The organism is Clostridium manihotivorum, from assembly GCF_004015185.1.
GTDB classification, from domain to species: Bacteria; Bacillota; Clostridia; order Clostridiales; family Clostridiaceae; genus Clostridium_AR; species Clostridium_AR manihotivorum.
Map to the genome: position 1 here is coordinate 2,030,308 of NZ_CP025746.1, position 20,236 is coordinate 2,050,543.

At 33.9% G+C, this 20,236-nt stretch carries 11 protein-coding genes; 9 read left to right on the forward strand and 2 right to left on the reverse strand.

Features of this window, described 5'->3' with window-relative positions; translation table 11 throughout:
- Window positions 1-70: 70 nt before the first annotated feature.
- Entirely contained in the window at window positions 71-2,818 is a 2,748-nt protein-coding gene (locus C1I91_RS09045; RefSeq protein ID WP_128212579.1) for a glycoside hydrolase family 3 protein, read from the forward strand.
- A gap of 394 nt (window positions 2,819-3,212) precedes the next feature.
- A complete protein-coding gene (locus tag C1I91_RS09050) occupies window positions 3,213-4,076 on the forward strand; it encodes a DMT family transporter (protein ID WP_128212580.1) in 864 nt (287 codons plus the stop codon).
- A gap of 198 nt (window positions 4,077-4,274) precedes the next feature.
- Here the strand turns inward: C1I91_RS09050 and C1I91_RS09055 are convergent, their stop codons facing one another.
- The gene (locus tag C1I91_RS09055) at window positions 4,275-5,882 is read right to left on the reverse strand and encodes a xylulokinase (protein WP_128212581.1); all 1,608 of its coding nucleotides are present in this window, start codon (window positions 5,880-5,882) and stop codon (window positions 4,275-4,277) included.
- A 646-nt stretch (window positions 5,883-6,528) separates the two neighbouring features.
- Here C1I91_RS09055 and C1I91_RS09060 point away from each other — a divergent pair.
- On the forward strand, window positions 6,529-7,947 hold the full coding sequence (locus tag C1I91_RS09060; RefSeq protein WP_128212582.1) for a glycoside hydrolase family 1 protein: 1,419 nt from the start codon (window positions 6,529-6,531) through the stop codon (window positions 7,945-7,947).
- Between the two features lie 100 nt (window positions 7,948-8,047).
- On the opposite strand, the gene C1I91_RS09065 is transcribed toward C1I91_RS09060, so the two are convergent.
- Window positions 8,048-8,473: a flavin reductase gene (locus C1I91_RS09065; RefSeq protein ID WP_128212583.1), complete on the reverse strand. Its 426-nt coding sequence runs from the start codon at window positions 8,471-8,473 to the stop codon at window positions 8,048-8,050.
- A gap of 597 nt (window positions 8,474-9,070) precedes the next feature.
- Between C1I91_RS09065 and C1I91_RS09070 the strand changes: the two genes are divergently transcribed.
- The 6 genes from C1I91_RS09070 to C1I91_RS29580 all read left to right on the forward strand — a co-directional run bounded on the left by C1I91_RS09070 (window position 9,071) and on the right by C1I91_RS29580 (window position 19,957).
- On the forward strand, window positions 9,071-11,119 hold the full coding sequence (locus tag C1I91_RS09070) for a YhgE/Pip domain-containing protein (protein ID WP_128212584.1): 2,049 nt from the start codon (window positions 9,071-9,073) through the stop codon (window positions 11,117-11,119).
- Between the two features lie 129 nt (window positions 11,120-11,248).
- Complete coding sequence (locus tag C1I91_RS09075) at window positions 11,249-12,244, forward strand: tocopherol cyclase family protein (protein WP_128212585.1); 996 nt, start codon at window positions 11,249-11,251, stop codon at window positions 12,242-12,244.
- 122 nt (window positions 12,245-12,366) lie between these two features.
- Window positions 12,367-13,644, forward strand: coding sequence for an MFS transporter (locus tag C1I91_RS09080; protein ID WP_128212586.1), 1,278 nt, complete (start codon window positions 12,367-12,369; stop codon window positions 13,642-13,644).
- Between the two features lie 781 nt (window positions 13,645-14,425).
- Window positions 14,426-14,869 (forward strand): MarR family winged helix-turn-helix transcriptional regulator, encoded by a 444-nt coding sequence (locus C1I91_RS09085; protein ID WP_128212587.1) that lies wholly within the window; start codon window positions 14,426-14,428, stop codon window positions 14,867-14,869.
- 4 nt (window positions 14,870-14,873) lie between these two features.
- Window positions 14,874-16,601, forward strand: coding sequence for an ABC transporter ATP-binding protein (locus tag C1I91_RS09090; RefSeq protein ID WP_128212588.1), 1,728 nt, complete (start codon window positions 14,874-14,876; stop codon window positions 16,599-16,601).
- A 1,493-nt stretch (window positions 16,602-18,094) separates the two neighbouring features.
- Entirely contained in the window at window positions 18,095-19,957 is a 1,863-nt protein-coding gene (locus tag C1I91_RS29580; protein WP_338032616.1) for an ABC transporter ATP-binding protein, read from the forward strand.
- Window positions 19,958-20,236: the final 279 nt, after the last annotated feature.

A 20,236-nucleotide genomic window follows, 5' to 3' on the forward strand; every position in this document is an offset into this window, starting at 1 on the left:
ATATTTCAATATGAAGTGATACATCTATATATAAAATAGCTCCACAATATATGGTTGGGAGGGTAAATTAATGAAGGAATATAAATTAGATTGGGAAAAATACGTGGAAATTGCTAGAACTGCAGTAGCAGAAGGTTGTGTTTTGTTAAAGAACGACAACAAAGCTTTGCCTATTTTAAAAGGTGAAAACGTAGCTGTATTTGGCCGTATTCAATTTGATTATTATAAAAGTGGAACAGGCTCTGGTGGCTTGGTCAATGTGAACTATGTACATGGAATTTTAGATGGTCTTAAGGCTTGCAAAGATATACGCATAAATGAAGAATTAGTGAATATCTACAAGGCTTGGTGTAAGGAAAACCCAATTGATAAGGGAAGCGGCTGGGCTGGAGAACCTTGGTCACAGGTTGAAATGCCTCTAAGTGACAGCATAGTTTCTGCTGCAGCAGATAAGTCAGATATTGCTATTATCGTTATTGGAAGAACTGCTGGTGAGGATAAAGATAATAAGAGTGAGCCAGGAAGCTATTATTTAAGTGACTTAGAGAAGGATATGATATCTAAGGTATGTGCAAGCTTTAAAAGAGTTGCTGTTGTTTTAAATGTAGGTAATATAATTGATATGAAGTGGGTGGAGGAGTATAACCCATCCTCAGTTTTATATGCATGGCATGGCGGTATGGAAGGCGGTATGGGTGTTGCAGATGTACTAACTGGAGCAGTTTCTCCTTCCGGTAAGCTATCAGATACCATAGCATATAATTTAAGTGATTATCCATCAGATTCAAACTTTGGTGGTGATGTTATTAATATTTATAAAGAAGATATTTATGTTGGATATCGTTATTTTGAAACCTTTGCAAAGGAAAAAGTACAATATCCTTTTGGTTTTGGTCTTTCCTACACAAGTTTTTCTATGGAAACTGAATTTTATGAAGCTGAAGAAAAGGTTAATTTGAAGGTTACAGTTACTAATATTGGAGAGGTTTCAGGCAAGGAAGTGGTTCAGGTTTATGTAAATCCACCACAAGGATTACTTGGAAAGGCAATCAAAAATTTAGTTGGTTTTAAAAAATCAAAGATTCTAAAACCGGGAGAAAGTGAAGTTTTAGAAATATCAGTGGAAAAATCTATAATGGCTTCCTATGATGATAGCGGCGTGACTGGGCACAAATCTTGTTATGTTTTGGAGGCTGGTTACTACGAATTATTTGCTGGTTCAGATGTACGCTCAGCAACCTTAGTTGGAGGTTTTAATTTAGATGAGATAATTGAAGTCAGCAAACTTTCAGAAGCTATGGCTCCTGTTAATGAGTTTGATAGAATAAAGCCACAAAGAAATGAAAAAGGTACTTTTACAATTACTATGGATAAAGTGCCAACTAGAACTATTGATGTAGAAAGTCGCCGTAAAGCTAGTGTTCCAAGCTGCAAAGAATATACTGGCGATAGAGGCTATAAGCTTAAGGATGTAAATACTGGTACAGTTTCTATAGATGAATTTTTAGCACAGTTATCAGATGAAGAGCTTAGTTATATGATAAAAGCTGAGGGAATGTGTAGTCCTAAGGTAACACCTGGAACTGCTGCTGCCTTTGGAGGTATTACTGAGAGACTTTTAGAGTTTGGTATTCCAACTGGTTGCTGCACTGATGGGCCTTCTGGTATGCGTTTAGACTCAGGAACTAATGCTTTTAGCTTGCCAAATGGAACCTTACTGGCTTGCACTTTTAATACAGAGCTTAATGAGGCTTTATTTGAGCTGGAAGGCTTAGAAATGCGTAACAATCGTGTAGATACCTTGCTTGGACCTGGAATTAATATTCATAGACATCCTCTAAATGGGCGTAACTTTGAATATTTTTCTGAGGATCCATTTTTGACTGGTGAGATGGCAGTAGCTCAACTGAAGGGTATGCATCGTGTTGGGGTTACAGGAACTATTAAACATTTCTGCGCAAACAACCAAGAGTTTAAGCGTACTGAAATTGATTGCATAGTATCAGAGCGTGCACTCCGTGAAATATACTTAAAGGGCTATGAAATGGCAGTAAAAAACAGTGGGGCATATTCAATTATGACTACCTATGGTGGAGTGAATGGAGTATGGACAGCAGGTAATTACGATCAAAATACTGAAATACTACGTAATGAATGGAAATATGACGGATTTGTTATGACTGACTGGTGGGCCATGGCAAATGATGAAGGAGAAAAACCTTCAAGAGAAAATCTAGCAGCAATGGTACGCTCTCAAAATGATGTATATATGGTTACTCAAGATGCAGTTACGTATGGTGATAATTTATTAGCTTCCTTAAAAGAAGGAACCTTAACTCGTGGAGAACTGGTTAGATCTGCTTCTAATATTTGCAGCTTTTTAATGCGTACGCCAGCTATGGAACGTATGATGGGAGTAGAGAGAGAGGTTGAAATAATTAACAAGCCTGAAGATCAGTGTATGACTAGTGATTTTGATATGGAGTATAAGAAAATTGATGAAATAACAACTATATCTTTGGAAGGCATAAACACTGATAGAGGAAGTAGCTATTTAATGGGAATTACTTTGGCTAAAATGGGTAACTACAGGATTTCCTTAACTGCATCCTCAACTGCTAGCGAAATTGCACAAATTCCTGTGACTCTATCTAGAAGTGGTAGCGATATAGGAACCTATTCCTTTAATGGAACAGGAGGAGAGAAAGTAACTCTAAGCAGAGAAACTTATATGTTTGGAGTTAACCACTATATGAAGCTATACTTTGGTCAAAGTGGATTAAAGCTTCATTCTATTACTTTTGAGTTTTTGGGATAAGAGTTTATAGGCAAGTATATTTAAAACGCAGAGCTTTTGCTTCTGCGTTTTTAATATGTAAAAAAGTATGAATTCTTTGAAATTTAAGTCTAGAACTTATAAGGTTTTAAATGGATATTTATGATATGTAGTAAAAGCTTCTTCACCTGCTAAAACTCCATTACATAGGTTGAGAAAAGGTAGATGTAGAAAATTTATTAAAGGATTAACTTGATACTATGCCATACTTTATGTTAACTTATTAAAGGTTGGAATAATACAACCATAAATACATATGGATCACTTCATATTAAAATTGATTTGTAAATCTTAAAAATAAGGCTATGTTCAAAATTATTGTTTTTAACGAAGCCTAGGACATTAGTAAATTTTCTTTAGAAAGTAGGGTATACTTATGAAGCTTGGCTACATTACTTCTATATTATCAGCCGTTTTATTTGGTCTTGCGGGAGTGCTTATTAAGCTTATATTTTCTTATAACATAGATTCTATTGATTTAATAATATTACAATATGCTTTTATTATAGCTATATTGTTTGTTGTACTAGCAGTCTTTAATATCAACATATTAAAAGTAGGAAAGCGGGATTTTTTTAGACTTATTATATTAGGAATAGTAGGAGACTGTTTTATGACAGTATTTTATTATAAGTCCTTTTACTACCTTCCAGTGGGAATAGCTACAGTACTACTTTATACATCGCCTATTTTTATATATTTATATTCAATATTCTTTGAACATAAGAAGTTTACTATTAAAAGCTTTAGTTTACTAATAGTTATATTTATTGGGTGTTCCATGGTTATAGGAATCCTACCATTTTCTTATTCACCAATAGGTATACTATACGGTGTTTTAGGAGCAGCAGCCTTTGGGTTTATGAATGTGTATTCTTCTAAGAAACTTGAAAATATTAATGCAATGAGTCTAACTTTTTACTCAATGCTATTCTCATTGATTTTTCTTTGTATATATAGACTGCCTTCAAAAGGAATAGATTTAAACCTCCCAATAAAGGCTTATATTTTTATAGTGCTTCTAGCATTTTTATGTGCATTTTTGCCGCTTATGCTGTTTTATTATTCTATAAAGAAGATTGGGTCATTTAATACTTCTGTGATTGGCAATCTAGAGGTGCCTACAGCAATTATTGCGGGGCTTCTTATATTTGGTGAGAGGATGAATTTGATTCAACTGTTCGGCATTCTTATCATATTATTTGGCGTCTATAATATAGAAAAGAGTAATGATATGTAAATGTACCACTTCATATTAAATTTATAAATAAAAATGGAGCAACCATAGGATATTTAAGGTTACTCCATTTTTATTTATGTTTAAGGTTATTCTCGAAATTAAGTGGTTATGAAAATGCTATATTAGTTATTTGTATAAACTGAATTAAGCATAGAATTACTGAACCATTAATTTTAAAAGAATAATTTAACAGCGTCTCTATTTAAGATTATCTACAGCAGCTCTTTCTATAGCAAGTCCGTTAGTATAACGGTTCATGAATTCATCAAAGCCTTTAACATCCTTAGGATCTGGATTCATCTTTGTACTAACTTTTCCTCCAAATACCTTTTCGTCTAAGTAATGCTCTAATGTTTCATTTTCTGACTTGTTAAGCATGTAAGATGCAAGTAGAGCTATTCCCCATGCTCCACCTTCTCCAGCAGTTTCCATAACAGAAACAGGAGCGTCTATAGCAGCAGCCATAATCTTTTGTCCAACACCTTTAGTTTTAAACAATCCGCCATGACCTAGCATTTCATCAACTTTAACGCCTTCTTCTTTAAGAAGTAAATCTAAGCCAGTTTTTAGAGCGCCTAAAGATGTGAATAAGTGTACACGTATGAAATTAGCTAAGTTAAATTTACTTTCTGGTGTACGTACAAATAGTGGACGGCCTTCTTCAAAATTAGTTATATGTTCTCCAGAGAAGTAGTTGTATGCTAATAATCCGCCGCAGTCTGCATCTCCTTCAAGTGCTTTATTATATAAAGTTGCAAATAGTTTATCCATATTAACTTCCATGCCCATTGCTTCAGAGTATTCTTTAAATAGTCCTACCCATGCATTAAGATCAGAAGTACAGTTGTTACAATGAACCATAGCAACTAGGTTACCAGTAGGAGTTGTAACTAAATCTATTTCTTCATAAGCCTTTGATAAATCCTTTTCAAGAACGATCATAGCAAAAACTGAAGTTCCAGCTGAAACATTACCAGTACGCTTTGCAATACTGTTTGTTGCAACCATACCTGTTCCTGCATCACCTTCTGGTGGGCAAAGAGGAATACCAGCTTTTAATCTGCCGCTAACATCTAGTAGTTTTGCTCCTTCTACTGTAAGAACTCCAGCACTTTCACCAGCAAGTAGAACCTTTGGTAGTATGTCTTGAAGCTTCCATGAGAAGTTTTTATATGCTACTAACTGATTGAATTGATCAATCATATTTGAGTTATAGTTCTTTGTTTCTATATCTATAGGGAACATTCCAGATGCTTCACCAACACCTATAACTTTTTCGCCTGTTAGCTTCCAATGAACATATCCTTCTAAAGTTGTTTGGAAGTTTATATCACTTACATGGTCTTCACCGTTTAAAATAGCTTGATAAAGATGAGCTATACTCCATCTTTGAGGAATATGGTAGTTGAAAAGCTTAGTCAATTCTTCAGAAGCTTGTTCAGTAATAGTGTTACGCCATGTACGGAAAGGTACTAAAAGTTCTCCTTCCTTATTAAATGCCATATATCCATGCATCATAGCACTAAAACCTATAGCACCGATTGTTTCAAGAGTTACTCCATATTGAGCTTCTACATCTTTAGCCATCTTCTGATAACTGTCTTGTATACCTGTCCAAATATCATCTAAGCTATAAGTCCAGATATTATTAATGTAACTGTTTTCCCAGTCATGGCTGCCAGAAGCGATAGGTGAGTTGTCTTCACCAATAAGAACTGCTTTGATTCTTGTTGAACCAAGTTCAATACCAAGTACTGTTTTTCCGTTGATAATTGAATTTTTGATATCATTCACTGTAATACTCAATTTTTATTCCTCCATAAAATATTGTAATATTTATATAATTTGAATTGATAACGTTTAAATGTTTTGCTATAAACCTTCCTTAACAAAATATATGATTGAAAGGTTATAGATTATGTACGTACAACTTGTGGCGAAACTTTTTTGTAAATATTAGGATCAATAGTTGTGCTAATAATACTGTGTTCTATGCAAAATTATAGACTGTCTCGTCCATTGTTGAAACTAGTACTTTAAATATTTTCTGTATATATTAGAATGAAATTACTACAGAATAATATTGTACGTACAACCTATAGTGTTATTGTACTATCAAAAAAACATTTAATCAATATGATTTTAGTGTAAACTTGAAATTTTTAGTGGTTTCTCTAGGAGGCATAGGAAAATCTTATAGGTATATCAAAGAAGTCATGTTCACTATATACAATCTGTATTAATACAGATTGTAATTGTGAGGTTTGTAATAATTAAATTAGAAAATTATAATTATAAATAGAGAGAATGTTTACATTGGGGTTAATATAGTGTTGGTGTTAAAGCACCATGCTGAAGTTTATTTGTTAATCCTAGGTTGCTCTAATTATTAACGGGGAAAAAGTTAATATAATTATTTACTATAAAATTAAGTTGTAAAGGAGTAGATAAAATGCTTCATAAAAAGTTAAAACCATTTCCTGAAGATTTTCTTTGGGGTGCATCTACATCTGCATATCAAGTTGAAGGAGCTAATTTAATAGATGGCAAAGGGCCATCCTGCCAAGACGTAAAAAAAGTACCAGAAGGTACTTCTGAGTTAGATGTCTGTGCAGATCAATACCATCGCTATAAAGAGGATGTTGCTTTAATGGCTGAAATGGGATTTAAGGTTTATCGTTTCTCTATTTCATGGTCGAGATTAATTCCAGAAGGAACAGGAGAGGTAAATCCTAAAGGAGTAGAATACTATAACAATTTAATAGATGAATGTCTTAAACATAACATAATTCCTTTAGTCACAATGTTTCATTTCGATATGCCAGCAGCGCTAGATAAAAGGGGTGGCTGGTCGAAAAGAGAATCAATTGATTGGTTTGTAAACTTTGCAAAAGTTATGTATGAAAACTTTGGTGACAGAGTTAAGCACTGGCTTACTATAAATGAACAAAATGTTCTAACATTAGCTGGAGAAGTAATTGGTACTGCAATGATTCCTGAAGGATGTACCAATGTACGCAAGGAAATCTATCAGCAAAACCATCATATGTTAGTTGCTCAAGCTAAGGCTATGGCACTGTGTCATGAAATGATTAAAGACGCAAAAATTGGTCCAGCACCAAATATATCATTGGTCTATGCTGCTAGCTGTAAACCAGAAGATAATTTAGCTGCTCAAAATTTCAATGCTATACGTAACTGGTTATATTTAGACATGGCGGTATATGGCAAATACAATAGTTTGGCCTGGTCATACTTGGAAGAAATCGATGCTGTTCCTGAGATTGAAGCAGGAGATATGGATATACTTGCGTCAGGTAAACCAGACTTTATTGGGTTCAATTATTATAATACTGCTACTGTACAAGCTAGTAACATGGAGACAAGTGAAAATGGTAAAAAGGATCAGCAGAAATCAATGGGTGAGCCAGGTTTGTTTAAAGGCTTTAAGAACCCCAACTTGCCAACTACTCAATTTGGTTGGGAGATCGATCCAGAGGGCTTCAGGGCTACAATGAGAGAAATATATTCAAGATATAGATTGCCATTAATAGTTACTGAAAATGGTTTAGGCGCTTATGACAAGTTGGAAGAAGATGGCTCAATCCATGATCCATATCGTATTGAGTACTTGAGGAAACATATAGAGCAGCTCCGTTTAGCTATAACCGACGGGGTGGATATGATGGGGTATTGCCCTTGGTCTGCTATTGATTTAATATCTACTCATGAAGGTATGGTAAAACGTTATGGCTTCATTTATGTAGATAGAGAAGAATTTGATTTAAAGACCTTAGATCGTTATCGTAAGGATTCCTTCTACTGGTATAAAAAAGTCATAGCTTCAAATGGAGAAAAGTTGGAAGATTAATGATAAAGAAACACCACAGAAATGTGGTGTTTTTACTTGCTTAAAAGATTTCATGGAGCGTAAAACTGATTTATTCCGTTCCATTCTTATTTATAGGTTACTATAGAGTGTATTTCTTAGAATTATTGCTGACAACTGACTTAACAAGTCCGTATACAAGATTGTCTTGTTCAATTCCTTCAAGATGCAGTACATCTATTACTTCTACAACCATGCAATTAGTGGCTCCATCTATTAATATAGCAGAGTCATCTACTGTATACTTTAGGTTTGTAAACTTATCTGTATCGTCTGAATGGTTCTCTCCTAAAGCTTTAATCACATCTTCCTGGTCTTCATTCAATGCACTTAAACCTATTATATCTCCTTTGCAGATATTCTTCCCAGTTATGCTTTGAGCTCCTAGTAGCATTAAAATCTTGTCATAGTCTGCCTGCATAGCCCAGGCACAAATCATACCATAATTCTTTTCATTTTTTATGAAGCTAACAGCATTGGCTCCATAGTTGAAAGCGGTAAGTTCCATAGCTTATCTCCTTAATATCTTAGTTTTTATAAAAATATTTGAATAATTATATTTTAATATAATAAAAGAATCTGTAAATAAGATAACTTGTTTAATTGTAAAAAAGATAAGAATAAAACAATATAACAAGTTAAGAATTTATTGAAAACATGATGGTTAAGAGCATTATTAACTTAAATTTGTAGCTTAAAGTATGATTAAAGATACTATTGTTTTTATTACACATATTGTGATGCTACTATGCAAAAACTATTTTTACTGCTAAGTATGATATAAAGTTTTTTATAGATAAAACTGATAATACGAAAAGGTTAGAATAGCTATTTAGAGTAAACAGTAAAAATATGTCGACTGCCAAATTTTCCTCATATACATTCGAAAAGGCAGATGCGCAAAAAAATTCACTAAAGAAGGTGGCTTTAGTAAGTTTTTTACTGTTAAGGAAAGAATGAAATTTTTTATGAGTTAAACCTAATAATATTTAGAAAGCTTCACTTCAGAGACTTTTTATTCCAGGATAGTAGAAAGGTAGGTGACAGCCTGCACAGTTATTTTATAGAGGACTATAAAGTACGTTTAGCTATGTGCAGGTGAGAGATGAGTGAAAAAGTAAATAAAGATAGAAGAAAGACTTTGTTTAAAATAATAGTAATATCCATTGTAGCAATTATATTTGTACCTATATTATATTCTGGGATTTATCTGTATGCCTTTTGGGACCCATATGGAAGATTCTATGATGTGCCGGTAGCCTTTGTAAACTTAGATAAGAAGGTTATTAAGGAAGGAAAAGAGTATAACGTTGGAAAGGATATAGAAGATAATCTAAGAAAAAATAATAAGGTTGGTTGGAGATTTGTTAGCTATGATGAAGCTAAAAAAGGAGTAAGCGGTACTAAATATTATGCCTTAATACTAATTCCAGAGGATTTCTCTAAAAATATCTCTGAAGCTGCTAGTGGTAACTTGGTTAAGCCTACGGTGCTTTATGAAGCAAACAAGGGTAAAAACTTTGTGTTTGCTCAAGTATCTGAAAGAGCAGCTGAAAGTATTAAGTCAGAAGTTGCTTCTAGCATTCAGGAGCAAACTACAAAATCACTGGCAGGTAGCTTGTACAATGTAAAGGATTCTTTGTCAGAGGCAAATAAAGGTGCCAGTTCATTGGTGGATGGTACGGTAAAGTTATTAAATGGTTCAAATCAATTAGATACAGGATTAGCGAAAGCTGCAACAGGAGCAAAGCAACTTCAAAGTGGCTTAGAGAAAGCTTATACTGGAGAAGCACAACTTACAACAGGAGTAGATTCATTACTAAGTGGATTAAATAAGTTTAAAGGAGGACTAACTCAAAACTCAGAGGGGATCAATCAATTGGTAGGTGGAGCTAAGGCTCTGTCAGATGGTATGGCGGCAGTAGCCTCTGGAACTTCAAAAGCTAATCTTTCTCAGGGATTAACAACTGCTGCAGACAGCATAGCTCAGATTAAAGGAGCTTTAAATCAGGTGGCATCAATATTGGCAACTTCTAGTGATCCTCAGAGTATAGGTACTGCTCAAACAATTTTAAATGGGTTGGTCAATACTATTAATACGAAGAAACTTGAAGAAAATCTCAGAACTGCAGCAGGTAGTGCCAGCTCTTTAACAAACAATCTAAATCAATTGAGTACAGCGGCAAGTAAGGTATCTGCAGGAACAAATACAGTAGCCAGTACTCTTTCAACTACTCAAAGCAATGCACTTTCTGGCGTTAACCAGCTTATAGACGGAGCTAACAAACTTAAAGGTGGAAGTCAGGAGCTTAGCAACGGATTAAATACAGCAGTAAAAAAAACAGGAGAGTTAGCTTCAGGGCTTGCCACTCTAAATAATGGTACTAAGGATTTGTCTAATGGACTTAATTCACTTAGTGATGGAACTGTAAAACTAAGAGATGGATTAAACAGTGGTTATAATACTATGAATAATAGCTTAAAGTTCGGGATAGAAGATATATCAAGCTTTGTAACTAATCCATTGACTTTATCTGATGTATCTATAAATACTGTTAATTATTATGGTGAAGGTCTTGCACCATATTTTATTTCTTTATCGCTTTGGCTGGGAGCAATGTTAATGAACTTGATATTGTCTCTTACAAAGCTGTCAAAGGTAGTTCAAAATAAATACATAAAGACATATTTAGGTACTTTTATAGCTGGATCGGTTTTAGTTATGCTACAGGCAGTTATATTAAGTTCTGTCCTTATAGCAGCGTTAGGACTTCAACCTACAAATCAGTTTGTATTTTATTTAGAAAATATGTTTATATCTGTTGTGTTTTTTAGCATAATGTATGGAGTGTCTTATGCTATAGGAGTGGTAGGTACACCGATATTATTTGTGCTATTCATACTTCAGCTGGCATCCTCTGGAGGAACCTTTCCTATAGAGACCGCACCAGGATTCTTCAGAGTTCTTTCACCATTTTTCCCAATGACTTATACGGTGGAAGGTCTTAGGATGATAATAAGTGGTATTAATAGTATAAGATTAACTCAAATTTCTTTCTTCCTTCTAACCTTTATGCTCATATTCCTAATATCAGGATTTGTAGTAAATAGAACCTTTAAAGGATTGAAAAGCATTAAGGCTGAAGAAGAGTAGTGTTATAAGCTTTGTAATATAAAATAGTTTACTAAGATAAATATTTTCAAAAGCATAACAGTTTATAAAAGTTTTGTTCGCTAGAATATTAGTGAGCAAAACTTTTATTTACAGAAAAGAGGTGTTTAAGTGATCGAAATTATTAGAAACCCTGATGTTTTTCATGGTAAAAATAAGAAGATAAATTTCTTTGAAGGCTGGTACTTTAAGCTTGTTCACCCTAATAACGGGAATACCTATTGTTTTATCCCTGGGATTTTTATGTCAAGAAAGGAAGAGATGTCACACAGTTTTATACAAGTGCTAAAGGGAAATGAATGTGATTTTAGTTATTTGAGGTTTAAAGAAGATGAATTTAAGGCTAAATCCTTTGAATTCTACGTAAAGCTAGGAGATAATTCATTTTCACTTGATGGGATAAATTTAAATATCAATGAGAATAAAGAAAAGATATGTGGCAGTCTGCATTTTGAAAATATAATAAAGTGGCCAGATAGTTCTATAAATCCAGGAAGTATGGGCTTCTATAATTATTTAAATTTTATGGAGTGCTATAGCCAGGTTTGTGCTGTGGATGGAGACATAAAAGGAAAGCTTAATATTAATGGAAGAGATATTGATTTCACAGGTGGAAAGCTATATGTTGAAAAGAACTGGGGAAAAGCTTTCCCGTATTCCTATATATGGGTGCAAGGAAATTCTTTTGAAAATGGAGATGGATCACTTAGCTGTTCCATTGGACATATTCCACTTCCAACACCTCTTAAAAGCTTTACTGGATTTTTGATAGGGCTATATGCTAAGGATAGATTTTATAAATTCACAACAATAAATAGAAGCAAGTTATCAATCAATTATGATAAAAATAAAATTATTTTATCAACTGAAAATAAAAGATATCACCTAAAAATAGAGGCTTTTTATGCAGAATCCTCTTTTATGAATTTATATGCGCCTTATGATGGGGATATGGTACCTACGGCAAGAGAAACCTTATGTGGGAAGCTAAATGTTACGCTGTATGATAAGAAAGAGAAAGAGATTATATTTAAGCAGTGGTGCAATAATGCTGGCGTTGAGTTTTCAAAAAACTATACAGAATTGGTACATATGCTTAAAAATTAGTTCACAAAAAACTAAAAAAGGGTTATTTATCTTTTCTAAATTGGAAAATAAATATATAAATGTATGTATTTGTGATAAAATTATAATTGAACATTATAACTTTAAATTTGGAGGAAAAAAGATTGCCGATATTCTTTTTAATTATTATATATTTAGCTTTTATTAGTTTAGGATTGCCTGATTCATTGCTAGGTGTAGCATGGCCAGTTATGCATTTAGATCTTGGTGCCAAGTTAGAAGCCGCAGGGATTATATCTATGTCCATAGCTGGAGGTACAATTGCATCAAGCTTAGCTAGTAATTATGTACTAAAAAAATTAGGAACAGGAAAGGTTACATTAATAAGCTGTTTTATGACTGCCTCTGCACTTTTAGGATTTTCCTTAGTACCATCCTTCCTTTGGCTTATATTATTAGCTATTCCTCTAGGACTTGGAGCTGGTTCTGTAGATGCTGGACTTAATAACTATGTAGCAAACCATTATAAAGCACATCATATGATCTGGCTTCACTGTTTTTGGGGAGTGGGAGCTACCTTAGGACCAATAATAATGTCAAGTTTCATAGGTAATAATAGTTCTTGGAGAAATGGATATAGAACAGTTGCTTTCTTACAATTTTCTCTAGTTATCCTACTGTTTGTGACCTTGCCTTTATGGAAGAAGGTTGGAGGCGAGGGGAAAGCTAGCAATGATGAACAGCATAAAGTAGGAGAAATTGATACTTCCCAAGATAGTGGTGATGTAAAAATAGAAAAAGATAACTCAGCATCTATTGAGTTAGAGGAGAGAAGTAACTATAAAGGAAAAGAGAATGTATTAAAATTTCCTGGCGTAAATTTAGCATTAATCTCCTTTCTATTTTACTGCGCTGGAGAATCTACCATTGGTTTGTGGGGAAGCAGTTTTTTAGTTAATACAAAACATTTTGCTCCAGCTACAGCAGCAAGCTGGGTATCCTTATATTATGGGGGAATTACAGTAGGCAGGCTCATAACAGGCTTTATTACAATGAAGCTTTCAAATAAAATACTTATAAGAGCAGGTCAAATTATCTCTTTCATAGGTGTATTACTATTGATACTTCCATTACCTAAGGCCTGCTCATTTTTAGGATTTATAATGATTGGAATTGGGTTTGCACCAATATTTCCATGCATGCTTCATGAAACACCAGTTAGGTTTGGCAAAGTACAGTCACAAAAGATCATAGGTTATCAAATGGCGGCTGGTTATATAGGGGCAACGTTCCTGCCACCAGTTTTAGGCTTTATAGCAGCTAGAACAACCATTAGTATTATGCCTTTCTTTGTTTTAACATATATATCCACCATGCTTTACAGCAGTGAGAGAATAAATATAGTTATGAGAGGAAAAAAGTTTTATAAAGCTCATATGTAATAGAGTTTTATAATATTAAGAAGCTTAGATTATTATTACAATAGAAGTTCATATAGCTATAGGAAAGAGATAATTTTTAAGATAAGTATAAATCATGTATATACAGGTAAATAATCCGTATATACATGATTTTTTTTTACTGTTAAGAACGGTATAAAATTTTTGGTAGCCAAACCTATAAATGTAAGGATTTGAAAATGGCTATTTAGGGTAAAAAGTAAAGAAGAAATCTTATTCGCCTGTCAGAATTTCTTCACATTTGTTGATGAAAGGCAGATGTGAAATAATGTACAAGTCCTACTTGGAAGGTTATTTTAAAACTCCTTTGAACTAACAGATTAATTTTGGTAAGAGACTTTAATAGATTAAAAAAATAAAGTTTTAGCTATAACCTTTTTACCTTTCTCACCGAAACTAAATTATGAGAAGCATAAATAAGGATGTATTGCTTATGTGGAAAAAAGTATTTTCATAGGTACTCTGTTTTTTGAGAGACCATTAGAAAATATAAGTTTTATTGATAAGTAGCGCATCCATAATTAGGGGGAGAGGCTATAATGTAAGTTTTATTATAATTGATCAATAGCTTGAAAACGTATGAATAGCTTATGGTAGCAAGAATTAACAAAATAAATAAAAAAAATTTTTCTGTAATCGTATTCCCTAATAAAAGATATCTTGACTGAAATATATAGGGTGATATAATTAGTTCGTGCACGAATTAATCGGATACGAACAATTGGAAAGCGAATTAATTCCTGTGAATAATAGGAGGGGAAAAATGTATTCAAGTGATACAGGTAGAGAAACGACCAGGCTTTTTGTTGAAGTAAGTAAGCTTATACAGCAAAGCATGCGAAAAAATTTTGAAGATAGTGAAGTTACTATGCCTCAAGGCATGGTTCTGCATATATTAAAAGAATATGGTCAGATGAAAATTAGTGACTTAAGCGATAAGGTTCATTTGTCAAAGAGTACCGTTTCAGGTATAGTGGATAGATTAGAAAAGCATGGTTTGGTGGAAAGAACAAGAAATGATGAAGATAGAAGGACTGTTTATGTAAGTGTTACTAAAGCCTTCGAAGAAAATCATAAAGAATTGCACAAGAAAGCAGAAGAAAGTTTTGAGGATTTGCTTAGTTCAGCAACTGAAGAGGATATGGATAAAATAGTTGAGGGATTAAGTACTTTAAAAAGAATATTAATGGCTAGAAAGGAGAGATAGCTTTATGTTAAGACTTTATAAATTTTTAAAACCATTTACCATTTCGGTAATAGGAGTAATAATCTTCGTAGCTTGTCAAGCTATCGGTGATCTTTATCTTCCAACTTTAATGTCAGATATAATCAATGATGGCGTTATGCAAGGAGATACAAGCAAGATTTTTCACACTGGAGGTATAATGATCCTAGTTGCTTTAGGAGGAGTTATTTGTTCAATCTTAGCGAGTTTGTTGTCAGCTAGATCTGCAGCAGGACTTGGAGAAATTATTAGAAATAAGGTGTTTAGAAAGGTTGAAAGCTTTTCTTTACATGAATTCGATAAGTTAGGTACAGCAACACTTATAACTAGAACTACAAATGATATCACTCAGATTCAAACAGTTACAGTTATGATAATGCGTATGATGATAAGTGCACCTATAATGTGTGTTGGTGGTATCATTATGGCATACAGAAAAGATGGATCACTTACTTGGGTGCTTGCAGTTTCAATGCCAGTTCTTATATTAGTCATAGCAATACTTGCAACAAGAATGATGCCGCTTTTCAAAATGGTACAGGTTAAGATAGATAGAATTAATCTAGTATTACGTGAAAAGCTTACAGGAATAAGAGTTATTCGTGCTTTCAATACAATAGACAGAGAAAAGAAGCGTTTCGATGATGCCAATGATGATCTTACACAAAACTACATTAAAGTTAATAGAATTATGGCTTTCATGATGCCTTCTATTATGCTTATAATGAACTTTACATCACTTGCAATCCTTTGGTTTGGTGGATTACGTATAGCTGATGGAACTTTAGATTTAGGTGCTCTTTCAGCATTTACTCAATACGCTATGCAAATCATGTTTTCAATGATTATGCTTTCAATGATGTTTATAATGGTTCCTCGTGCTCAAGCAGCAGCAGTTAGAATTAATGAAGTGCTTGATACTGTTCCAGATATAGAAGATGCAAAAGTATTAAATGAAAGCTTTGAAGGTAAAGGCTATGTTGAGTTTAAGGATGTAAGCTTTAGCTACCATGGTGCTGAAGAACCAGCTCTTAGAAACATCTCCTTCTCAGCTAAACCAGGTGAAGTTACTGCTATCATCGGAAGTACAGGATCTGGTAAGTCTACATTAATAAATTTAATAGCAAGATTCTATGATGTACAAGGTGGTAGTGTATTAGTTGACGGGGTAGACGTTAAAGATATTTCACAAGAAGTTCTTAGAAATAAGATTGGTTTTGTACCTCAAAAGGCAGTTTTATTCTCAGGTACAATTGCTGAAAATATTAAGTTTGGAAATGATAATGCTACTGATGAAGAAATCAAACATGCGGCTAAAGTTGCACAAGCAGCTGACTTTATAGCAACAATGGAAGGTGGCTATGATCACGAGATTGCACAAGGTGGTACTAACGTATCTGGTGGTCAAAAGCAAAGACTTTCTATAGCTAGAGCCTTAGTTAGAAAGCCAGAAATATATATTTTTGATGATAGTTTCTCAGCTCTAGACTTTAAGACAGATGCAAAACTTAGAGCTGCTTTAAAGCAAGAAACTCAGGAATCAACCGTAATAATAGTTGCACAAAGAGTTGGTACAGTTATGGATGCAGACAGAATTATAGTTCTTGATGAAGGTTCTGTTGTAGGAATGGGAACTCATAAAGAATTACTACAAAACTGTGATGTTTACCGTGAGATTGTATCCTCACAACTTTCAGAGGAGGAGATAGCATGAGTGAAAATACCAAAAAACCAGCAGGCGGCAGAAGAGGCGGCCCAATGGGAGGTATGGGAAGACCAGTAGAAAAGGCTAAGGACTTTAAAGGCTCTTTCAAAAGACTTCTTAGATACCTAAGACCTCATAAAATGAATTTGATAGTAGTATTCTTATTTGCTATATTAAGTACTACATTTACAATAGCAGCACCAAAGATATCAAGTAAAGCAATGAATAAACTTCAAAATGCTTACATGGCTCGTAAGATGGTTTCAGAAATGTCTAAAGGACAGAATAAGGCCATAGATGAAATGAACAACAAGATGGGCGATGTTCAAAAAGAAGTTAGTGACAAAATAATAGATAAGATGGCTGATGGTCAAAAAACTGCAGTAGATAAGATTACTACAAGCATGGGTGATGCACAGTCAAAGGCAGTAGATGAAATTTATAATAGTGTAGCTACACAAATGTACCAAGGTGTGCTTACAGGACAGAAAACTGCTGTAGATAAGATTACTACTCAGATGGCTTCTGCTCAAAAGACTATGGTAGCTCAAGTACAACAACAAATGGCACAGATGCAAAAGCTACAACAGATGCAACAAGCAGCAGCTCAAGGTGGTGCACAAGCAAGTCAAGCAGCAGCAGCTAAAAGTGCAGCAGCTATGCCAGATGCTCAAACTATAGCAACTCTTCAAAAGCTAATGCAGCTTCCAATGATTGATGCTTCAAATGATAGGGCTACAAGAGTTAAAACTACGCTAGATTTTATAAATATACTTAAAGCAATGCCAGCAAATGGTCAAATAGATAAAGCTTCTTTAGCTCCATTAGAAGAGTTATTAAATATACCAATGTTAGACAAGGCTAAGGCTGGAAATGACAAAGTTACAGTAATAAAGAACTTCATGAATGTTGCTAAAAAGCTACCAGGAGGAGGTTCTACACAAAGCTCTATGAGCCTTGATACTGCAGAGATGAATGAAGTATATGCTAGAATAGCAAAGATGACAGATTTCACTGCAAAGAGCTCAAACTCTTCAACTAACAAAATGGATCAAAAGGCTACAGATGCTGTTCAAAAGTTATTAAAGCTTCCATTAATTAACAACATTAAGGATGCTAATGAAAAGAAAAATAACTTAAATCAATTATTAGATATATTCAATGATATGCCTGATATGTCAAGTGACAGTAATAGTTCTGGAAACAAGGTAAACAAATCAGACATACAAACTATTAAAGATTTATTAGCAGTTAAAGATATAAGCTCTGTTACAGATGCTAAGGAAAAGAATGAAACTGCAATTAAATTAGTTGATATATTCAATAAGATGCCTAAGACAGATGCTACTACAGATGATAAGTCAAAGGATACAATGAACCCAGATCAACTTAACAGCGTTAAACAGTTATTAAGTTTACCAGTTTTAAACTCAATAACTAATGCTGATGAAAAGCTAAAGGTTACAAATCAAATGTTAGATATCTTCAGTAGTATGCCAGATATGGGAACTACTGATACAGATTCAAAGAATAAGATAGATACTAAGAGTATAAAGTCAATCCAGAAGTTCATTGCACTTCCAAGATTGGATACATTAACAGATGCTAATGCAAAAGCAGATACTGCTAAGCAAATCTTAGATTTAAGCAGTGAATTAAGTAAGACTATGAGCAATGCACCTTCAAGTCCTAAAAATGATGTAAAGCTTACTGATGCACAGATTGATTCAGCAATTACAGCAATAAGAGAAACTAATGGACAATATGACTTCCACTATATAGGAGTAATAGCTTTAATACTTATTGGTATGTATGTTATAAGTGCCTTATTCAGCTTAACAATGGGACTTGTAATGTCAGGAGTAGCTCAAAAGACTGTTCGTGACTTAAGAAGAGAAGTTGACGAAAAGCTTGGAAGATTACCACTTAAGTATTTTGATATGCACGCACATGGTGATATATTAAGCCGTGTAACTAATGATGTTGATACCATAGCAACTACACTACAACAAAGTTTAACACAGATAATTACTTCAGTTATCACTATAATTGGTTATATCATAATGATGCTTACAATCAGCCCAATACTAACACTTATTGTAATAGCAACATTACCTCTATATGTTTTAGCTACAGCAACAATTGCGAAGAAATCTCAAAAGTACTTTGCATCACAACAAAAGGAAATTGGTCTTCTAAGTGGACACGTAGAAGAAATGTATACTGGACATAAGATAGTTAAGGCTTTTGGACATGAAAAGGACTCTATAGAAGAGTTTGAAGCTATAAACAGCAGACTTAGAAATGCAGGCTGGAAAGCACAATTTGTTTCTGGTATCATGTTCCCACTTATGAACTTCATAAGTAACATCGGATATGTTGGAATAAGTATAGTTGGTGGTATCTGGATCACAAAGAGCTTACTAGGTTTAGGTGACATACTTGCCTTCATCCAATACTCAAGATCCTTTACTATGCCAATAGTTCAAACTGCAAATATAGCAAATGTTATTCAATCAACTATAGCTTGTGCTGAGCGTGTATTCCAAATTCTTGATGAAGAAGAAGAAATACCAGATAGTGCTGATGCAGTAGTTCTTGAAAATCCTAATGGGGAAGTTACTTTCGAACATGTTGATTTTAGATATGTAGAAGATGTTCCTCTAATAGAAGATATGAACCTAGATGTTAAGAAAGGTCATACAGTGGCTATCGTTGGACCTACTGGTGCCGGTAAGACAACACTTGTTAATCTTCTAATGCGTTTCTATGAAATAAATGCTGGTAAGATAAAGATTGATGGTGTAAATATCAATGATATTAAACGTAGCGAATTACGTAAGATGTTTGGTATGGTTCTTCAAGATACATGGTTATACAATGGATCAATAAAGGACAATATAGCTTACGGGTCAGAGGGTGCTACTATGGAGGATATTGTTCGTGCCGCAAAAGCAGCTCATGCTGATCACTTCATAAGAACATTACCTGAAGGTTATGATACTGTTCTTAATGAAGAAGGAACAAATATTTCTCAAGGTCAAAAGCAGTTATTAACTATTGCCCGTGCAATACTTGCAAATCCTACAATATTAATACTTGATGAGGCGACAAGTAGTGTTGATACAAGAACAGAAGTATTAATACAAAAAGCTATGGCTAACTTAATGGCTAATAGAACAAGCTTCGTAATCGCTCATAGACTTTCAACTATTCGTGACGCAGAGCTTATCTTAGTTATGAATAAGGGAACAATAATAGAGATGGGTAATCATAACCAGTTGTTAGAAAAGGGAGGCTTCTATGCTGATCTTTACAACAGCCAATTCTCAGGGGCAGACTTAGAAACTGAGGCTGTGGGTTAGGAAAATACCTAATAACCAAACAAAAGATTAAAGTGGCTATTATGTAAGTAGAATTTATAACTCACATATAGCCACATTTTTTTATTGTTAAGTAAAGAATGAAATCTCTTGCTAGCTAAACCTAGCAACTTTAAGGGTTTAGGACAGCTGTTTACAGTAAACAGTAAAATTATATCACCTGCCAGATTTCCCTCTTAACTATTGGGAGAGGCAGATGTCCCCAAAAAGCTAACTTAAGAAGCTCGCTTCAGATAATTTATACATATCTCTAAAAAGTAG

What these genes read in the sequence shown, in the direction of transcription:
- C1I91_RS29580 (WP_338032616.1), top strand. Translation starts at nt 18,095, where the DNA reads ATGGGAACTACTGATACAGATTCAAAGAATAAGATAGATACTAAGAGT.
- C1I91_RS09050 (WP_128212580.1), top strand. Translation starts at nt 3,213, where the DNA reads ATGAAGCTTGGCTACATTACTTCTATATTATCAGCCGTTTTATTTGGT.
- C1I91_RS09045 (WP_128212579.1), top strand. Translation starts at nt 71, where the DNA reads ATGAAGGAATATAAATTAGATTGGGAAAAATACGTGGAAATTGCTAGA.
- C1I91_RS09085 (WP_128212587.1), top strand. Translation starts at nt 14,426, where the DNA reads ATGTATTCAAGTGATACAGGTAGAGAAACGACCAGGCTTTTTGTTGAA.
- C1I91_RS09065 (WP_128212583.1), bottom strand. Translation starts at nt 8,473, where the DNA reads ATGGAACTTACCGCTTTCAACTATGGAGCCAATGCTGTTAGCTTCATA.
- C1I91_RS09090 (WP_128212588.1), top strand. Translation starts at nt 14,874, where the DNA reads ATGTTAAGACTTTATAAATTTTTAAAACCATTTACCATTTCGGTAATA.
- C1I91_RS09060 (WP_128212582.1), top strand. Translation starts at nt 6,529, where the DNA reads ATGCTTCATAAAAAGTTAAAACCATTTCCTGAAGATTTTCTTTGGGGT.
- C1I91_RS09070 (WP_128212584.1), top strand. Translation starts at nt 9,071, where the DNA reads ATGAGTGAAAAAGTAAATAAAGATAGAAGAAAGACTTTGTTTAAAATA.